Here is a 16,070-nt window from a genome sequence, read left to right as displayed (position 1 = left end):
TCCGCGAGGGCCCCGGTCGATCCCGACCGGGGCCCTCCGCGTATCCGTGGTCAGCCGCCGAGGACGAAGCGCGGCTCACCGTCGTCGGGAAGGTCGAGGCGGGGGGTGACCGGGGTGGCCGCGTCGCGGGACGCCGCGAGTTCCGCCACGCCGGCCAGGTCGCCGGCGGCGGCGACCTCGGCCAGGGTGACCATCGTCGGCGGCAGCATGGTCAGCTCGCCGGCCGACGCCCGGGCGAGGGCGTCCGCCGGGCGGAGCCACAAGGTGTGGTCGGCCTCGCCGGAGACGTCCCGGGTCCGCTGCCCCTCCGGCAGCAGGGCCACGAAGAAGTACGTGTCGAAGCGGCGCGGCTCGAACTCCGGGGTGATCCACCGGCTCCAGGGCAGCAGCAGATCCGAGCGGAGGGTGAGCCGTCGTCCGGCCAGGAGGCCGGCGAAGCCGGTCCGGCGGGCCTCCAGGTCCTGCCGCGCGCTCTCCCAGTCGTCCCCGCTGACGTCGCCGACCACGGTCGCCGCGTCCGGGCCGGCCAGCAGCACCCCGGCCTCCTCGAAGACCTCCCGCGCGGCCGCGCAGACCACCGCCTGGGCGGCGTCCGGGGCGAGGCCGAGTCGGTCACCCCAGGCGGCCGGCTCCGGGCCGGCCCAGTCCAGGTGCGCCTGCGAGTCGGAACGGTCCACCCCGCCGCCGGGGAAGGCGTACATCCCGCCGAAGGTCATCGCGGCGACCCGGCGGATCAGGTACACCTCGAACCCGGCGCCGGACGGGCGGAGCAGCAGCACGGTGGCCGCGACCCGCGGCACGGCCGGGACCCCGCCCTCGGCCTGGAACCGGCGGGCGTGCTCCACCAGGGCGGGGGGTGCGGCGAAGCCGTCGATCGTCATTCTGAGCAGCCTAGTTCCCGACCGGTGGATCATCCGCCCGACGGCCGGGCGGTCCGGGATAGCGTGCCGGCATGACGCGTTGAGGAATCCTCGCCACCGGGCACATCGCCGGCCGTTTCGCCGAGGACCTGCGGCGGGTGCCGGGGGCGGAGCTGGTCGCGGTCGGCTCCCGGACCCGGGAGAGCGCCGAGCTCTTCGCCGCCCGGCACGACGTCCCCCGGGCGTACGCCTCCTGGGCGGAGCTGGCCCGGGACCCGGACGTGGACGTGGTCTACGTGGCCACCCCGCACGCCGCCCACCACGAGGCGACCCTGACCTGCCTGGCCGGCGAGAAGGCGGTGCTGGTCGAGAAGCCGTGCACGCTCGACCTGGCGACCACCACCGAGCTGGTCGAGACCGCCCGCGCGCGGGGCCTCTTCCTGATGGAGGCCATGTGGATGCGGACCAACCCGCTGATCCTCCGGGTCCTGGAGCTGATCGCGGACGGCGCCATCGGCGAGGTGACCGGCGTGCGGGCCGACTTCGGGGTGGCCGGGCCGTTCCCGCCGGAGCACCGGATGCGGGCCCGGACGCTGGGCGGGGGCGCGCTGCTCGACCTGGGGGTCTACCCGGTGAGCCTGGCCCACCTGCTGCTCGGCGTGCCGCAGCAGGTGCGGGCCTGGGCGAAGCTGAGCCCGGAGGGCGTGGACGAGAACACCGGCGTCGTGCTCGGCTGGGACTCCGGCGCGGTGGCGACGCTGGGCTGCGGGATGATCGGCCCCGCCGCGGTCACCGCGTCGATCACCGGCACGACCGGCCGGATCGACCTGCCCGAGCCGTTCTACCGGCCGGGCGCCGCGGTGCTGCATCGGCTCGGCGCGGAGCCGCAGACCATCCCGGCCGACCTGACCGGCGGCGGCTACCAGTACGAGGCGATCGAGGTGCAGCGCTGCCTGGCCGCCGGACTGAGCGAGAGCCCGCTGGTGCCGCACGCCGCCACCCTGGAGGTGATGGCCCTGCTCGACGACATCCGGGCCCGGATCGGCCTCTCGTACGCGTGACCGGAGGGGCCCCGTCGGAAGGGGCCCCTCCGGTCAGCTCAGAACAGCGGGCGGACCAGCAGGTACGCCAGGCAGGCGATGGCCGCGGCCGCGGGGAACGTGATGATCCAGGCGATCACGATGTTGCCGGCCACGTTCCAGCGGACCGCGGTGAGCCGCTTGGTCGCGCCCACGCCCATGATCGCCGAGGTGATCGTGTGCGTGGTGGAGATCGGGGCCTTCAGCACCAGGGCGTTGAAGTAGAGCACCGCGCTGGCCACCGTCTCGGCCGCGAAGCCCTCCGGCGGGCCCAGGTCGATGATCTTCCGGCCGAGGGTCCGGATGATGCGCCAGCCGCCCGCGTAGGTGCCGGCCGCCAGCATGGCCGCCGAGGTCCAGAACACCCAGCCGGGGATGTGCGTCTTGTCGTGCTGGAAGCCGCCGGTGTACAGGGCCAGGACGATGATGCCCATGGTCTTGGCGGCGTCCTGCATGCCGTGGCCGACGGACATGGCGGCGGCCGAGACGGTCTGCGCCACGCGGAAGCCGCGGTTCAGCTTGCCCGGCTGGCCCTTCCGGAACAGCCAGAGGATCGCCAGCATCACCAGGAAGCCGAGCACGAGGCCGACCACCGGCGAGAGCACCATCGGGATGATGACCTTGTCGATGATGTTGCCCCACTGCACGACGCCGCCGGAGAAGAGGGTGGCGCCGACCAGGCCGCCGAAGAGGGCGTGCGAGGAGGACGACGGCAGGCCGAAGTACCAGGTGATCAGGTTCCAGGCGATGGCGCCGAGCACGCCGGCGAAGACCACCCCGAGGCTGGTCACCCCGGTGGGCAGGGTGACCAGTCCGTCGCCGACGGTCTTGGCCACCCCGGCGCCGAAGTGCGCGCCGACGAAGTTGCCGACGGCGGCCAGCGCGAGGGCGAACCGGGGGGTCAGCGCCCGGGTGGAGACGCTGGTGGCGATCGCGTTGGCCGCGTCATGGAAGCCGTTCGTGTAGTCGAACGCCATGGCGACCACGATCACCGCCAGCACGGCGATGAGTTCGGGAGTCACGGGATCAGGACTCCTTGACCGCGATGGTCTCGACGGTGTTCGCCACGTGCTCGAAGGCGTCGCAGGCGGCCTCCAGCTCGTCGGCCACCTCCTTCATCTTCAGCACGGTGAGCGCGTCGTACTCGCCGGAGAAGAGGCGGACGAGCAGCATCCGGTACACCTGGTCGCCGTCGTTCTCGAGGCGGTTGCACTCGATCCAGTAGTCCTCGAGGTTCTTCATCGACCGCAGCTGCGGCATCGCGTCGGCGGTCAGCTTGGCCTGCTGGTCCAGCACGTTGACCAGGTCGTGCAGCTCGCGCGGCAGCGCCGGGAGCTTGGTCAGGCCGTACAGGTAGAGCAGGTTGCCGACCGCCTCCAGGTGGTCCATCACGTCGTCGAGCAGCGAGCCCAACCGGTAGATGTCCTCCCGGTCGAACGGGGTGATGAAGGTAGAGTTGATCTTCTTGAACAGCTCGTGGGTGATCTGGTCGCTGTCGTGCTCGACCTCGGTCAGCCGCTCGCTGACCGACTGCACGTCGACGCCGGGCAGCGCCAGCTCGTTGAGCAGCTCGGTACCCCGCACCAGGTTCTGCGCGGCCCTGGTGAAGAGCTCGTAGAAAGCGCCCTCGGTGGGACGGAAGGAAAACTTCACAGCACGGACCTCGTCAGTGTCGGTGGAAGGGTGGCCGTCGCCCCGAAGGGCGCGTGCTCTGGGCATGCTAGGTACCCCGCGGAACCGGGCATCCGCCGGCCCACCCCTGGTCAGGCCCGATTCACCGCTTGTTCACCCGCCGTTCACCTTGACCTTCTCGTTCGCGCTCCGCAACCGCTGGCGCTCCCGTTCCACGTCAAAATCGGCAGCCGGATACCCCAGATGCCACCCGTCGAACGTCTCCCGCAGCAGGTGCGCCACCGCCCAGTCGCGGTACCACTTCCGGTCCGCCGGCACCACGAACCAGGGCGCGGCGTCCGTGCCGCAGCGGCGCAGGGCGTCCCCGTACGCGGCCTGGTAGTCGTCCCAGCGGGCCCGGGTGTCCAGGTCGCTGGGGTTGTACTTCCAGTACTTCGTCGAGTCGCTGAGCCGCTCCGCCAGCCGCTCGCCCTGCTCGGCGTAGGAGATGTGCAACATCACCTTCACCAGGGTGACCCCATGATCGGTCAGTTCCCGCTCGAAGTCGTTGATCATGTCGTACCGGGCCCGCCAGGTGGGCTCGTCGACGAGCTCCTCGACCCGGCCGATCAGCACGTCCTCGTAGTGCGAGCGGTTGAAGACGCCCACGTACCCGGGGGGCGGCAGGGCGCGCCGGATCCGCCAGAGGAAGTCGTGCCGCCGCTCCTCCTCGGTGGGCGGGCCGAACGACCGGATGTGCAGACCCAGCGGGTTCATGGCGCCGGCCACCCGCTTGATCGTGCCGTCCTTGCCGCCGCAGTCCATCGCCTGGAGCACGAGCAGCAGCCGCCGCGGGCGGTGGCCGTCCAGGTCCGCGCCGGCCTGGGTGGGGGCACTGGCCGGCACGTCCGGCCCGGCCGCGCTCTTCGCGGCGGCGTACAGCATCTCCTGCTGGCGGCCGAGTTCCGCGCCGAGCAGCTCGACCTGCCCCCGCGCCCACTCCTTCCGTTCCTTTCCCCGGCCGGCCGCCACCGGCAGGCCCGGGGTCGACCGGGGGTCGATCGCCGTCAGGTCCGCTCCCACGGGCGCCACCCGCAGCAGCTCCCGCATCGACCCGCCCGCCGGCGGGACCACCTCGTCGACTGCGCTCATCCTCCGATCCTCGCCCACCCCGCGCCGCCCCGCCTCCCGAGCACCTCGCGCCCGGAACCGCCGAGTGGCACCACGCGATGTCACATGTCGGGGCGGCGAAGCGTCCAGAGGTGTGGGGAGAATGTGAGCTCCGACGGGGAGGGTGTGGATCGTGACGGATCTGGCGGCGGAGTTCGAGGCGGAACGCGCGCACCTGCTGGCGGTCGCGTACCGGATGCTGGGCAGCCGGAGCGAGGCCGAGGACGCGGTGCAGGAGACCTGGCTCCGGTACGCGTCCGCGCTGGCCGACCCGGCCGCCCGCGCCCAGGTCCGGGAGCTGCGCGCCTGGCTGACCACCACCTGCTCACGGATCTGCCTCGACGTGCTCCGCTCCGCCCGGGTCCGCCGGGAGGCGTACCCCGGCCAGTGGCTGCCGGAGCCGGTGGTCAGCCAGCTGCCCACGGCGGACGGGTTCGCCCCCGACCCGGCCGAGCGGGCGGTGCGCGCCGACCAGCTCGGCACCGCGCTGCTGGTGGTGCTCGAGCGGCTGACCCCGGAGCAGCGGGTGGCGTTCGTGCTGCACGACGTCTTCGCGGTGCCGTTCGCCACGGTCGCCGACGTGCTCGGCACCACGCCGGAGGCGGCCCGGCAGCTCGCCTCGCGCGGTCGCCGGGCGGTGAGCGGCCCCGACGTCCCCCGGCACACCGCCGACCTGGCCGAGCAGCGGCGGGTGCTGGCCGCCTTCACCGCCGCGGTGGAGTCCGGCGAGCTGGACCGGCTGGTCCAGGTGCTCGCCCCGGACGTGGTGCTGATCGGCGACAGCGGCGGGCACTTCCCGGCGGCCCGCCGGCCGGTGGTCGGCGCGGAGATGGTGGGCCGGTTCATCCTCGGTCTGTTCGGCCAGGCCGCCCGGTACGGCGAGCGGGTGCTGGCCCGGCCCGTGCTGGTGGACGGCACGTTGGGCTGGCAGGCGGAGACCGTCTACCGGGACGGGCGGCTGATCCGCATGGTCACCTCGTTCGCCATGCACGAGGGCCGGGTCACCGGGGTCTTCAACCAGCTCAACCCGGAGAAGGTGACCCGACTGCCGGCGATCGGAGCGCAGGCCGGCTGGCCGCCGCACTAGGTGAGCTGGCTCAGACCACCAGGGCCAGCCACTTCCGGTAGGAGGTGGCGAACGGCTCGGTGCCGTCGGCGAGCGCGCCGAACAGCCAGCCGGCCGCCGCCTCGGCCTCGGCGACCACGTCGTCGGGGTAGCCGAAACGCTCGCGGTGCTCGGCGAACTCGTCCTCGTCGCGCAGCTCCACCAGGCCGGTGGCCCGGCGGCGAACCACGTCGAGGTCGAGGTCGATCAGGTGGACCGTGTCCTCCCCCTGCCAGCGGGCCGGGGTGGTGATGTCGCAGTAGACCTCGCTGGTCCGGGGCGGCGGGTTGAACATGCCGGTCCACCAGCTGTGCCGGGGCACCAGCAGGACGAACGGGATCTGCTCGACCGAGGGCCGGCCGTGGTAGACCGACTCGGTGCCGGCCGGTACGCCGAGCCACACGCCGAGATCGTCCTCGGCGAGCCGGCGGGCCGGGTAGTCGCGGTGAGCGCTGCCGTCGTACTTGCGGTAGATCACGCGGACCACGTCGCTCGGCATGACTGGCACCCTAGCCGATTCCGGCCACGCGACGCGATCGGCAGGTAACCGGACGCGACCCGATCGGAACCGCGCCACGCGGTGGCGCGACGCGGCCCGTGTCGGGCCCGGCGGGTACGGTCGCACGGTGACCCCGCCCCGCACCGCCACCGGTCCCGCCGTCGGAAAGAAGCGCCGAAGCGGCCGGCCCAGCGGCGAGGAGCTGCTGACCGCGGCGGTCGGCGCGGTTCCCGGCGGGGCGGCCCGCCCGGGTCAGCAGCAGATGGCCGAGGCGATCGAGCGGAGCGTCGCCTCCGGCGAGCACCTGCTGGTCCAGGCCGGCACGGGCACCGGCAAGTCGCTGGCCTACCTGGCCCCGTCGTTGACCGTGGACGGGCCGGTGGTCGTCTCCACCGCCACCCTGGCGTTGCAGTCCCAGCTGGTCGACCACGACCTGCCCCGGCTGGCCGACGCGGTGGAGCCGCTGCTCGGCCGCCGCCCCACCTTCGCGGTGCTGAAGGGGCGGCACCACTACCTGTGCCTGGCCCGGCTGGACAACTCCACGGAGGAGGAGCCGAAGGACAGCCTCTTCGACGCGCCCCGGCCCGGCGGCGGGACGAAGTGGCTGGGCGAGGCGGGCCGGCTGGGCAAGCAGATCCAGCGGGTCCGCGACTGGGCGGAGGAGACCGCCACCGGCGACCGGGACGAGCTGGACCCGGGGGTCGACGACCAGGTCTGGCGGACCGTCTCGATGCCGGCGCGGGAGTGCGTCGGCGCCACCCGCTGCTCCTTCGGGCAGGAATGCTTCGCCGAGGCGTCGCGGGCCCGGGCCCGCGAGGCGGACATCGTGGTCACCAACCACAGCCTGCTCGCGGTCGACATGCTCGCCGGCCGGCACATCGTGCCGCCGCACAAGCTGCTCGTCGTCGACGAGGCGCACGAGCTGGCCGACCGGGTCTCCTCGGCGGCGCAGGCCGAGCTGGTCCCCGAGCTGATCGACCGGTCCGCCCGCCGGGCCCGCCCGCTGCTGCGCCCGGAGGTCGCCGAGCGGCTCACCGAGGCGGGCGACGCCCTCGCCGTGGGGCTGGCCGAGGCGCCGGCCGGGCGGCTCACCGCCGGGCTGCCCCCGGCGCTGCGCGAGGCGTGCACGCTGCTCGACTCGGCGACCCGGGCCGCCCTGGAGGCGATCGGCGAGGTCAAGGCCGACGACCCGGATCCGGTCCGCAAGCAGCAGGCGAAGGCGGTCCTGGACGAGCTCTCCACGACCGCGCAGCGGCTGCTGGAGGAGGCCGACCACGACGTCGCCTGGGTGGAGAAGCCGGAGAACGGCAGCCGGCGGGCGCTGGTGGTCGCGCCGCTCTCGGTCGCCGGCACCCTCGCCACCCACCTGTACGACGAGCGGACGGTGGTCGCCACCTCGGCCACCCTGGCGCTGGGCGGCCGCTTCGACACGGTGGCCCGGGCGCTGGGGCTGGAGGCGCCGCCGCCCGCCCCGCCGTCCCCCGCCGCGGCCGCGCTGGCCACCGCGGCCGCCGCCGGCCGGGCGACCGCCGCCGGCCGCGCCCCGGTGGCGAGCACCGAGGGCAGCCGGGCCGCCGTCGGCACCGTGCCGGCCACCGAGGGGCCCGGTTGGAGTTCGCTCGACGTCGGTTCGCCGTTCGACTACGCCCGGCAGGGCATCCTGTACGTGGCCGCGCACCTGCCCCGGCCGAGCGTCTCGGGGCTGCCCACGGCGGCCGGCGAGGAGCTGCTGGGGCTGGTCGAGGCGCTCGGTGGGCGTACCCTCGGGCTCTTCTCCTCGCGACGGGCCGCGCAGCAGGCCGCGGAGCTGCTCCGCGCGCGGACCGACCTGCCGGTGCTGCTCCAGGGCGAGGAGGCGCTGCCGCTGCTGGTCCGGCGGTTCCGGGAGGAGCGGGCGAGCTGCCTGTTCGGGGTGATGTCGCTCTGGCAGGGGGTGGACGTGCCCGGTGACTCCTGCCAGCTCGTGGTGATCGACCGGCTGCCCTTCCCCCGGCCGGACGAGCCCCTGGCCGCGGCCCGGGCGGCCGCGGTCGACGCCAACGGCGGTTCCGGCTTCGCGGCGGTCAGCGTGCCGATCGCCGCGGTCCGGCTGGCCCAGGGCGTCGGCCGGCTGATCCGGGCCACCGGCGACCGGGGCGTGGTCGCGGTGCTCGACTCCCGGCTGGAGACCGCCCGCGGCTACGGCCCGTTCCTGCGGCGCAGCCTGCCGCCGTTCTGGTACACCACCCGCCCCGACGTGGCCCGGGGCGCGTTGGAGCGGCTCGGGAAGAGCTGACGCCCGCGCCGCCCCGGGCGGGGCCGCGCGGGCGTCGGACGGCCGGCCTCAGGGCGCCTGGGAGGCGACCACCACGGCGTCCGGCGGGGTGTCCGGCACGGTCCGCGCGGCGAGCCGGCGGATGGCGGTGTTGAGTACCGCGATCAGCGGCACCGCGACGAGCGCGCCGGCGATCCCGGCGAGCACCACCCCGGCGGCGATGCCGATGATCACGGCGAGCGGGTGGATGGCCACCGCCCGGCCCATGATCAGCGGCTGGAGCACGTGCCCCTCGAGCTGCTGCACGCCGATCACCACGCCCAGGATGATCAACGCGGTCACCGGGCCGCTGTCGACCAGCGCGACCAGCACGGCCACGCCGCCGGAGAGCGCGGCCCCGACGATCGGGATGAACGCCCCGAGGAAGACCAGCGCGGCCAGGGGAAACGCGAACGGGATGTCGAAGATGACGAGGAAGATCCCGATGCCGACGGCGTCGATGAAGGCGACCAGCACGGTGGCCCGGACGTACGCGCCGAGCGTCGACCAGGACGCCCGGCCCGCGTCGTCCACCTTCCAGCGGGCGGCCACCGGCAGCAGCCGGACCAGGAAGCGCCAGATCTTGTTGCCGTCGCGGAGGAAGAAGAACGTGGCGAAGAGCACCAGGATGGTGCCGGTGAGCACCTCGGCCAGGGTGGCGGCGGTGGAGAGAGCACCGCTGGTGACGGTCTTGGTGTTGGCGTCGACCCAGCTCTGCGCCTCGTCGATGTAGCGGTTGAGCTGGCTGTCGGAGAGGTGCAGCGGGCCGGTCTTGAGCCAGTTCTGGATCTGCCGGACGCCCTGCGAGGACTTCTCGCTCAGCTCCGGCACGCCCTGGATGAACTCGTTCACCACCAGGGTCAGCGTGCCGATCACCGCGGCCAGGCCGCCGACCAGCACCACACCGGTCGCCAGCGACCGGGGGAAGCGGGCCTTGAGCAGCCAGCCGACCGCCGGGGCGAGCAGCGCCGAGAGCAGCAGGGCCACCGCCAACGGGAGGATCACGATGCGGATCGTGCCGACGATCTTGAGCAGCGACCAGGTCACGATGCCGACCACGATCAGCCGCCAGGACCAGGCCGCGGCCATCCGCAGCGCGTGCGGCACCTCGGCGTCGTCCCGGCTGGCGGTGGTGGCGTGCATGGCGGCGGGCGGCTCCGCGCCGACCACCGTCGCCGCGGCCGGGGCCGCCGGGCCCGGCGAGGAGGGCGAGGCCACCCCCGACTCGCCCGGCGCGTCGTCCGGGTCGAACCGGTTGGCCCGCGCCGACTCCCGGCCGGACTCGTACGCGCGGCGGAGCCGTCCGCGCAGCTCCTCGAAGCGGCTCAAGCGCACCTCCCGCAAACTTGGCCCGCCCACGTCACAGGGGGGACAGGATACGTCTGTCCGCACCACCCTAGAGCGGCGTCGCCACACATTGCCCCCGCGCGTCCGGGCTCAACCACCGCACGACCGCCCCCGGGGCACGGGGTAGCGTCTTCGCGTGACCGCCGACCAGAACCTCGACTCCGGGCTGCCCATCCGCCTGCTGCACGACCGCGTGCTGGTGCGGACGGAGAACGGCGAGGGTGAGCGCCGATCCACCGCCGGCATCGTCATCCCCGCCACCGCTGCGGTGGGCAAGCGGCTGGCCTGGGCCACCGCCGTGGGAGTGGGCCCGCACGTGCGCTCCATCGTCGCCGGCGACCGGGTGCTCTTCGACCCCGACGACCGCTCGGAGGTCGAACTGCACGGCCGGGCGTACGTGCTGCTGCGCGAGCGGGACGTGCACGCCGTCGCCGCCGAGCGGGTGGAGAAGGAGCCGACCGGCTCGACCGGCCTCTACCTCTAGCGCCGCCGCCGCACCCCGGCGTCGTTTGCACCGCTTTCCGGCGGGAAGCCCAGGCACCTCAGCGCGCCCTGGGGAGGGACCATGCCGGTAGTCATCAAGAAGATTCTCGCCTGGGGGTTCCTGGCGTTCATCATCTACTTCATGGCCTTCCGACCAGACGGCGCGGCCCAGACGTTCAAGTCGATCGGGGCCGCGCTGATGGCCATCTTCCAGGGCCTCGGCGACTTCATGACCGGCCTGATGACCTGACCGCCGCCCGGCGGGCCGCCGTCAGGCGCCCGGGGGCCAGGGTGCGGCCGGGCGCGGGCCGTACCAGCCGGGCGGGCCGTAGCCGGCCGGGAAGGCCGGGGGCGGCGGCGGGGCCAGCACCACCGGGATCGGCACCACCGGCTCGTCCGGGGCCTCCACCGCCCGACGCGACCCGTCCGGGAACCGCAGGTGGTAGCGCTGCCCGTCCCACACCCCGACCGGCGTCTGCGGGTCGCGGCCCACGAAGAACGCCCGGTACGCCCCGATCGCCTCCAGCAACTCCCGTTCCTCCCGCGCCGTCCGGTCCCGCTCGGCCGGCTTGCGGTCCAGCCCCCGGCGCATCCCGTCCCGCAGCAGCGCCAACCGGGTGGCCGCGAACTGGTATCCCCGCATCGCCTTCACCCCGCCGTCGCCGGCCACCCGGCGGGCCCACGTCCGGGCCGCGTGCCGCCGGCCGAGACTGCCCAGCGCGGCCACCTCCGGCGGGGTGAGCCAGCCGGCCCGGACGTAGTCCGGCAGGGTGCGCTCGGTGAGCCGCCCCTCCCAGGCCCGCAGCCAGATCGCCAGCCCGACCATGCCGAAGAAGATCGGCACCATCACGCCGATGTAGCCGTACAGGACGATCACCGGCTGCCCGGTGGCCGCGGCCAGCGAGGGCAGCAGGTTCCAGGTGCCGTGCAGCATCATGGCCAGCAGCAGGCCGGCGATCGGGGCGAGGAAGCGCACCCGCCGGTCGGCGGTACGTGCGGCGATGCCGAGCCCCACCCCGGTCATCGAGGTGAACAGCGGGTGGGCGAAGCCGAAGAGCAGGATCCGCACGATGAAGATGGCGATCACCTGCTGGGCGCCGGTGGCCGGCCCGTACTCCTCGACGCCGGTGCGGTAGCCGTACCCGCCGAGGTAGAGGATGTTCTCCACCATGGCGAAGCCGATCGCGGAGAGCCCGCAGTAGACCAGCGCGTCGGTGATCCCGGAGAACTCCCGCCGCCGGAAGATCAGCAGCAGGATCGGCCCGGCCGCCTTGGTCAGCTCCTCGATGAACGGGGCGACCAGCACCGCGGTCAGCGCCGTGGGCAGCCCCTGGTGCTTGAACAGGCCGGCGAAGAACTCGTTGACGTTCAGCGAGATCGCGGTGGAGACGAACGCCCCCCAGGCGAAGCAGAAGATCAGATACTTCATCGGCTCCGGCTCGTACCGGTCCAGCCAGAGGAAGCAGGAGACCAGCACCGGCACCGGCAGGATCGCCGCGATCACGCCGACCAGCAGGGCCGCCGCGCCGAGGCTCTCGCCGAGGGTGAAGACCATGAAGACCGCGCCGGCGGCGATCAGCAGCACCACCCCGGCGAGCGCCAGGAACCGTCGCCAACCGAGCCGGCGCACCGGCATCGTGGGGGTCGACGGGGCCGGCGAGGAGGCGGCGGGCGCGGTCGGCGGCGGCGGCAGGGCTCCGCCGGGCGGGGTGTCGGCCATGCGGTCAGCGTAGTCACCCGTGGCCCTCTGGTCCGGCCGCATTCCGCCCGCTATGCTCCGGGCAGGTCACGAGCGCCAGCGTCAAGCCCCGGCTTGCTGGCCGGCAACCCTCGTCGAGTTCGCGGTGGGGTGCCCCGGGTGATGACCGGGCCCAGCCCGAACCGCGTGCTGGGCAAGCGCGGACCCCGTCCCGGTGCCCATACCCCGGGGTCCCCTGGACCCGGGAGGTTCCGGCATGACCGTCACCCTCGTACCCTCGCTGCCCGTGCTGCCGGCGCCGACCGGGCCGGACCCGCTCGGCGTCCTCGGCGTGCCGGGGCAGATCAACCTGGACCATGCCGCCAGCGCGCCGTGCGCGCGGGCCGCGGCCGACGCGGTGGCCGAGCTGCTGCCCTGGTACGCGAGTGTGCACCGGGGCGCCGGGGCGCTGTCGCGGCGCTGCACGCTGGCCTACGAGCGGGCCCGGCAGACGGTCGGCGACTTCCTCGGCGCCCGCCCGGGCGACCACGTGATCTTCACCCGGAACACCACCGACGCGATCAACCTGCTGGCCCGGGCGCTGCCCGCCGGCACCACCGTGGTCACCTTCGCCGGCGAGCACCACGCCAACCTGCTGCCCTGGCCGCGTGGCTCGGTCCGGCTCCCGGTCCCCGACAGCCCCGGCGCGGCGGTCCGCGCGCTCGACGCCGCCCTCGCCGAGCTGTCCCGCGACGCCCGGCCCGGCCTGCCGGTGCTGGTCGCGGTGACCGGTGCGAGCAACGTGACCGGGGAGCGCTGGCCGGTGGCCGAGCTGGCCCGGGTGGCCCGCCGGCACGGTGCCCGGATCCTGGTGGACGCCGCCCAGCTCGCCCCGCACGCCCCGGTGGACCTGGCCGCGCTGGACGTGGACTACCTGGCCCTCTCCGGCCACAAGCTGTACGCCCCGTTCGGCGCCGGCGTGCTGGTCGGGCGGGGCGACTGGCTGGACGCGGCCCCGCCGTACCTGGCCGGGGGCGGGGCCACCAGCCACGTCGGCGCGGCCACCCACGAGGTGCGCTGGGCCACCGGGCCGGCCCGGCACGAGGCGGGCACCCCGAACCTGCTCGGCGCGGTGGCCCTCGCGGCGGTCTGCGCCGCGCTGGCCGACGCCGACCGGGACGCGCTGCACGCCCGGGAGCAGGCGCTGCTGGCCCGGCTGCGGGACGGCATCGCCGCCCTGCCGCACGTGGTGGAGCTGCGGACGTTCGGGCCGGCCGCGCCACGGGTCGGCATCGTCTCCTTCGTGGTCGCCGGCTGGGACTCCGCCGACGTGGCGGCCCGGCTGGCGGCCGAGCACCGGATCGGGGTACGCGACGGGCTCTTCTGCGCCCACCCGCTGGCCCGGCGACTGCTGTCCGAGGCGGCGGCCCGCAGCGGCCGGGACGACCTGCCGCCCACCGCGCTGCGCGCCAGCCTCGGCCTCGGCACCACCCGGTTCGACGTCGACGCCCTCCTCACCGCCCTCGCCGCCCTCCGCTGAACCCCGCTGGGGGTCAGCCGACGGGGGGCGCGGTGGGGGGTTTGGGGGCGGGGCTCTGCTCGGTGGCGCCGCCGCCGCGCTGCTCCCGCTCGCCGAACGCCTGCCGGACCAGCCGGTTCGCCTCCTCCTGGTCGATGCCGGAGGCGACCATCAGGTCGCTGGCGGTGGTCCGCACCTGGGCGATCACCACGCTGCCGGAGAAGCCGACCCCCTCGCCGTACGCCCGGCCGGCCTCGCTGACCGCGCGGAGCGTCCGTTCCCGGGCCTGGTCCGGCTCCTCCCCGGCGGCGAACTCGTGCCGGAGCAGGCGTACCGCCTCGGCCAGGTGGGAGATGGAGTCGGGCATCGGGTCGGGGACGGGCTCCTCGTCCTCGATCATGGTCACGGAACGCCGGATGAGGGTGCCGCTGTTGCGCATCGCGCGGTCGATCGGGTCGGCCGCGTCGGCGTAGTGGGTGAGCTCGCTGCGCCGGTGCCAGCGGGCCGGGGAGATGGTGATGGTCTCCTTGGCGCCCTCGATCGCCTCGGAGAGCGCGGCCAGCTCGTCCTTGTTCTCCCGCAGCCGGTACAGCGCCTGCTGCGCGGTGCGGCGGTCCCGTTTTCGCAGCGCCTCCGCACAGATGTCGAGCTGACCGGCGAGCAGGTCCAGCGCCGGCCGGGCGGCCCGGTTGATCACGCGCAACGGGTTGAGCGGCAACAGGATCGCGGTCACCAGCAGGGCGATGCCGCCGCCGATGAACGCGTCCACGAAGCGTGGGATCTCCAGGTTCTGCGTGGACGGGCTGAGCGTCACGATCAGCACGGCGGTGGCCGCCGCCTGGATGACGATGGCCACGCTCGCCCCGGCGAAGATGGTCAGCAGGATGGCCGCGGTCACCACCAGGCCGAGTTGCCAGGCCCCGGTGCCGAGGAGGTAGATCAGGAAGTCGCCGACGGCCACCCCGACCGCCACCCCGATGATCAGCTCCACGGTCCGGCGGAACCGCTGGCCGACCGAGGCGGCCAGGGTGCCGACCGCGGAGATCGGCGCGAACACCGGTTGCGGGTTCCCGAGCAGGCGGTGGGAGACCAGGTAGGCCAGCCCGGCGGCGAGACCGGCCTGGACCGCCAGGCCGGTGGCCGTCCGGACCCGGTGGAGGCGGTCGTGCAGGGTGGCCTTGCTGCGGTCCCGGAGTTCGTCCATCGCCTCCGCGATCCGGGGTCCGTCGAGGTCGACCAGCCCCTCACGCAGGGGGGCGCGCCGCAGGAACGGCGGTCGTCGGTCCCGGGCCACGGCCATGGCCGGGACTACCCGTCCCGCATCCGGTGAATCCTCCCGTCCGGTGGCGGTGGGGCAGACTGCTCCGGGTGGACGAGCTGATCGAGCGGTGGCGGGACGCGGCCCGGGCGGCGGGGGCGGCAGACCCGGCCGGCGTGCAGCGGGCCGGGGCGCGGCTGCTGGCCGCCTGGCGGGAGCCGCACCGGCGCTACCACGCCGTGCCGCACCTGCGGGCGGTGCTGGACGTCGTCGACGCGTACGCCGGGTCGGCGCGCCGGCCGGAGCTGGTCCGGCTGGCGGCGTGGTGCCACGACGCGGTCTACGACCCGCGGGCCGGCGGCGACGCCAACGAGCGGGCCAGCGCCGACCTGGCCGGCGAGCTGCTCACGGACGCCGGGCTGCCGGCGGAGGCGGTGACCGAGGTACGCCGGCTGGTGCTGCTCACCGCCGGACATCTGGTGCCGGCCGGCGACCCGGACGGCGCCCTGCTCTGCGACGCGGACCTGGCGATCCTGGCCGCCCCGGCCGAGGAGTACGACCGGTACGCCGCCGCCATCCGCCGCGAGTACGCCCACGTGCCCGACCCGGACTTCCGCACCGGCCGCGCCCGGGTGCTGACCGCTCTCCTGGCCCTCCCCGCCCTCTACCGCCTACCCGAACCGCACACCCGCTGGGAACCCCCCGCCCGCGCCAACCTCACCCGCGAACTAACCACCCTGACCTGACCCCCCCACCCGCGCGATCTTGCAGTTCCTGCCCGGGCAAAGGGGGCGAATCAGTCCGAGGTGCGGGCGGAAAGTGCAAGATCGCGCGGGTCGGCGGGGGTGCGGGGTGCGACGGGGCGGGGACGGTGGAGGTGTTTGGGGCGGCGGAGGTCGGCGGCGCGAAGGAGGCGGACGATCTCGCGGGACGGGACGACCCGGGCACCGAGCCAGACGGCCATCGCGAAGCGTTCGGCGGGCAGGTCGTAGTGGTCCCGGTCGAAGCCGCGTCGGGGCGCACCCAACGCCTCGGCGAACGCGTGCAGCTCGGCGTAGGAGACGTCGCTGATCAGGTGCGACCAGAGCCGGCCCCGCCAGGGCACCGAGGGGCGGTCCAGGTAGAGCACGTTCAGCAACGGTACGCCCGGTTGATGATCACGATCCGC

Annotated in this window: 16 protein-coding genes and 1 riboswitch; of the genes, 7 read left to right on the top strand and 9 right to left on the bottom strand. The window is 74.4% G+C overall.

Features of this window, described 5'->3' with window-relative positions:
* Nucleotides 1-50: 50 nt before the first annotated feature.
* Nucleotides 51-881, bottom strand: a complete 831-nt coding sequence (locus Q2K19_RS13605) for an NUDIX hydrolase (RefSeq protein ID WP_302771188.1) — start codon at nt 879-881, stop codon at nt 51-53.
* 86 nt (nt 882-967) lie between these two features.
* Between Q2K19_RS13605 and Q2K19_RS13600 the strand changes: the two genes are divergently transcribed.
* The gene (locus Q2K19_RS13600; RefSeq protein ID WP_302772472.1) at nt 968-1,921 is read left to right on the top strand and encodes a Gfo/Idh/MocA family protein; all 954 of its coding nucleotides are present in this window, start codon (nt 968-970) and stop codon (nt 1,919-1,921) included.
* 38 nt (nt 1,922-1,959) lie between these two features.
* Here Q2K19_RS13600 and Q2K19_RS13595 read toward each other — a convergent pair whose 3' ends face one another.
* From Q2K19_RS13595 to Q2K19_RS13585, 3 genes are all read right to left on the bottom strand, one after another.
* Entirely contained in the window at nt 1,960-2,961 is a 1,002-nt protein-coding gene (locus tag Q2K19_RS13595; RefSeq protein WP_302771186.1) for an inorganic phosphate transporter, read from the bottom strand.
* A gap of 4 nt (nt 2,962-2,965) precedes the next feature.
* Complete coding sequence (locus tag Q2K19_RS13590) at nt 2,966-3,592, bottom strand: DUF47 domain-containing protein (RefSeq protein ID WP_302771184.1); 627 nt, start codon at nt 3,590-3,592, stop codon at nt 2,966-2,968.
* A 132-nt stretch (nt 3,593-3,724) separates the two neighbouring features.
* Nucleotides 3,725-4,702 carry a PPK2 family polyphosphate kinase gene (locus Q2K19_RS13585; RefSeq protein ID WP_302771182.1) on the bottom strand — a complete coding sequence of 326 codons (978 nt, stop codon included), beginning with the start codon at nt 4,700-4,702 and terminating at the stop codon, nt 3,725-3,727.
* 151 nt (nt 4,703-4,853) lie between these two features.
* Between Q2K19_RS13585 and sigJ the strand changes: the two genes are divergently transcribed.
* A complete protein-coding gene (gene sigJ / locus Q2K19_RS13580; protein ID WP_302771180.1) occupies nt 4,854-5,807 on the top strand; it encodes an RNA polymerase sigma factor SigJ in 954 nt (317 codons plus the stop codon).
* A gap of 10 nt (nt 5,808-5,817) precedes the next feature.
* Here sigJ and Q2K19_RS13575 read toward each other — a convergent pair whose 3' ends face one another.
* Nucleotides 5,818-6,324, bottom strand: coding sequence for a DUF402 domain-containing protein (locus tag Q2K19_RS13575; RefSeq protein WP_302771178.1), 507 nt, complete (start codon nt 6,322-6,324; stop codon nt 5,818-5,820).
* Nucleotides 6,325-6,451: 127 nt separating this feature from the next.
* Between Q2K19_RS13575 and Q2K19_RS13570 the strand changes: the two genes are divergently transcribed.
* Complete coding sequence (locus tag Q2K19_RS13570) at nt 6,452-8,599, top strand: ATP-dependent DNA helicase (RefSeq protein WP_302771177.1); 2,148 nt, start codon at nt 6,452-6,454, stop codon at nt 8,597-8,599.
* 48 nt (nt 8,600-8,647) lie between these two features.
* On the opposite strand, the gene Q2K19_RS13565 is transcribed toward Q2K19_RS13570, so the two are convergent.
* Nucleotides 8,648-10,012: an AI-2E family transporter gene (locus Q2K19_RS13565; protein ID WP_368046134.1), complete on the bottom strand. Its 1,365-nt coding sequence runs from the start codon at nt 10,010-10,012 to the stop codon at nt 8,648-8,650.
* Nucleotides 10,013-10,100: 88 nt separating this feature from the next.
* On the opposite strand from Q2K19_RS13565, the gene Q2K19_RS13560 reads away from it, so the two are divergent.
* On the top strand, nt 10,101-10,448 hold the full coding sequence (locus tag Q2K19_RS13560; RefSeq protein ID WP_302771174.1) for a GroES family chaperonin: 348 nt from the start codon (nt 10,101-10,103) through the stop codon (nt 10,446-10,448).
* Between the two features lie 81 nt (nt 10,449-10,529).
* Nucleotides 10,530-10,697: a hypothetical protein gene (locus tag Q2K19_RS13555; RefSeq protein ID WP_302771173.1), complete on the top strand. Its 168-nt coding sequence runs from the start codon at nt 10,530-10,532 to the stop codon at nt 10,695-10,697.
* Between the two features lie 21 nt (nt 10,698-10,718).
* Here Q2K19_RS13555 and Q2K19_RS13550 read toward each other — a convergent pair whose 3' ends face one another.
* Nucleotides 10,719-12,209: a PrsW family intramembrane metalloprotease gene (locus tag Q2K19_RS13550; protein ID WP_302771171.1), complete on the bottom strand. Its 1,491-nt coding sequence runs from the start codon at nt 12,207-12,209 to the stop codon at nt 10,719-10,721.
* Nucleotides 12,210-12,231: 22 nt separating this feature from the next.
* Nucleotides 12,232-12,352: riboswitch (SAM riboswitch) on the top strand.
* A 50-nt stretch (nt 12,353-12,402) separates the two neighbouring features.
* On the opposite strand from Q2K19_RS13550, the gene Q2K19_RS13545 reads away from it, so the two are divergent.
* Nucleotides 12,403-13,665, top strand: coding sequence for an aminotransferase class V-fold PLP-dependent enzyme (locus tag Q2K19_RS13545; RefSeq protein WP_302771169.1), 1,263 nt, complete (start codon nt 12,403-12,405; stop codon nt 13,663-13,665).
* Nucleotides 13,666-13,678: 13 nt separating this feature from the next.
* Here Q2K19_RS13545 and Q2K19_RS13540 read toward each other — a convergent pair whose 3' ends face one another.
* A complete protein-coding gene (locus Q2K19_RS13540) occupies nt 13,679-14,938 on the bottom strand; it encodes an FUSC family protein (protein ID WP_302772470.1) in 1,260 nt (419 codons plus the stop codon).
* 74 nt (nt 14,939-15,012) lie between these two features.
* On the opposite strand from Q2K19_RS13540, the gene Q2K19_RS13535 reads away from it, so the two are divergent.
* Nucleotides 15,013-15,648, top strand: coding sequence for an HD domain-containing protein (locus Q2K19_RS13535; RefSeq protein ID WP_302771167.1), 636 nt, complete (start codon nt 15,013-15,015; stop codon nt 15,646-15,648).
* 50 nt (nt 15,649-15,698) lie between these two features.
* Here Q2K19_RS13535 and Q2K19_RS13530 read toward each other — a convergent pair whose 3' ends face one another.
* On the bottom strand, nt 15,699-16,031 hold the full coding sequence (locus Q2K19_RS13530; protein WP_302771166.1) for a DUF4031 domain-containing protein: 333 nt from the start codon (nt 16,029-16,031) through the stop codon (nt 15,699-15,701).
* Nucleotides 16,032-16,070: the final 39 nt, after the last annotated feature.

This window comes from Micromonospora sp. NBRC 110009 (genome assembly GCF_030518795.1).
Taxonomy (GTDB): Bacteria; Actinomycetota; Actinomycetes; order Mycobacteriales; family Micromonosporaceae; genus Micromonospora.
Note: the sequence above shows the minus strand (reverse complement) of the source record. Positions and strands in the feature narration are given on the sequence as shown.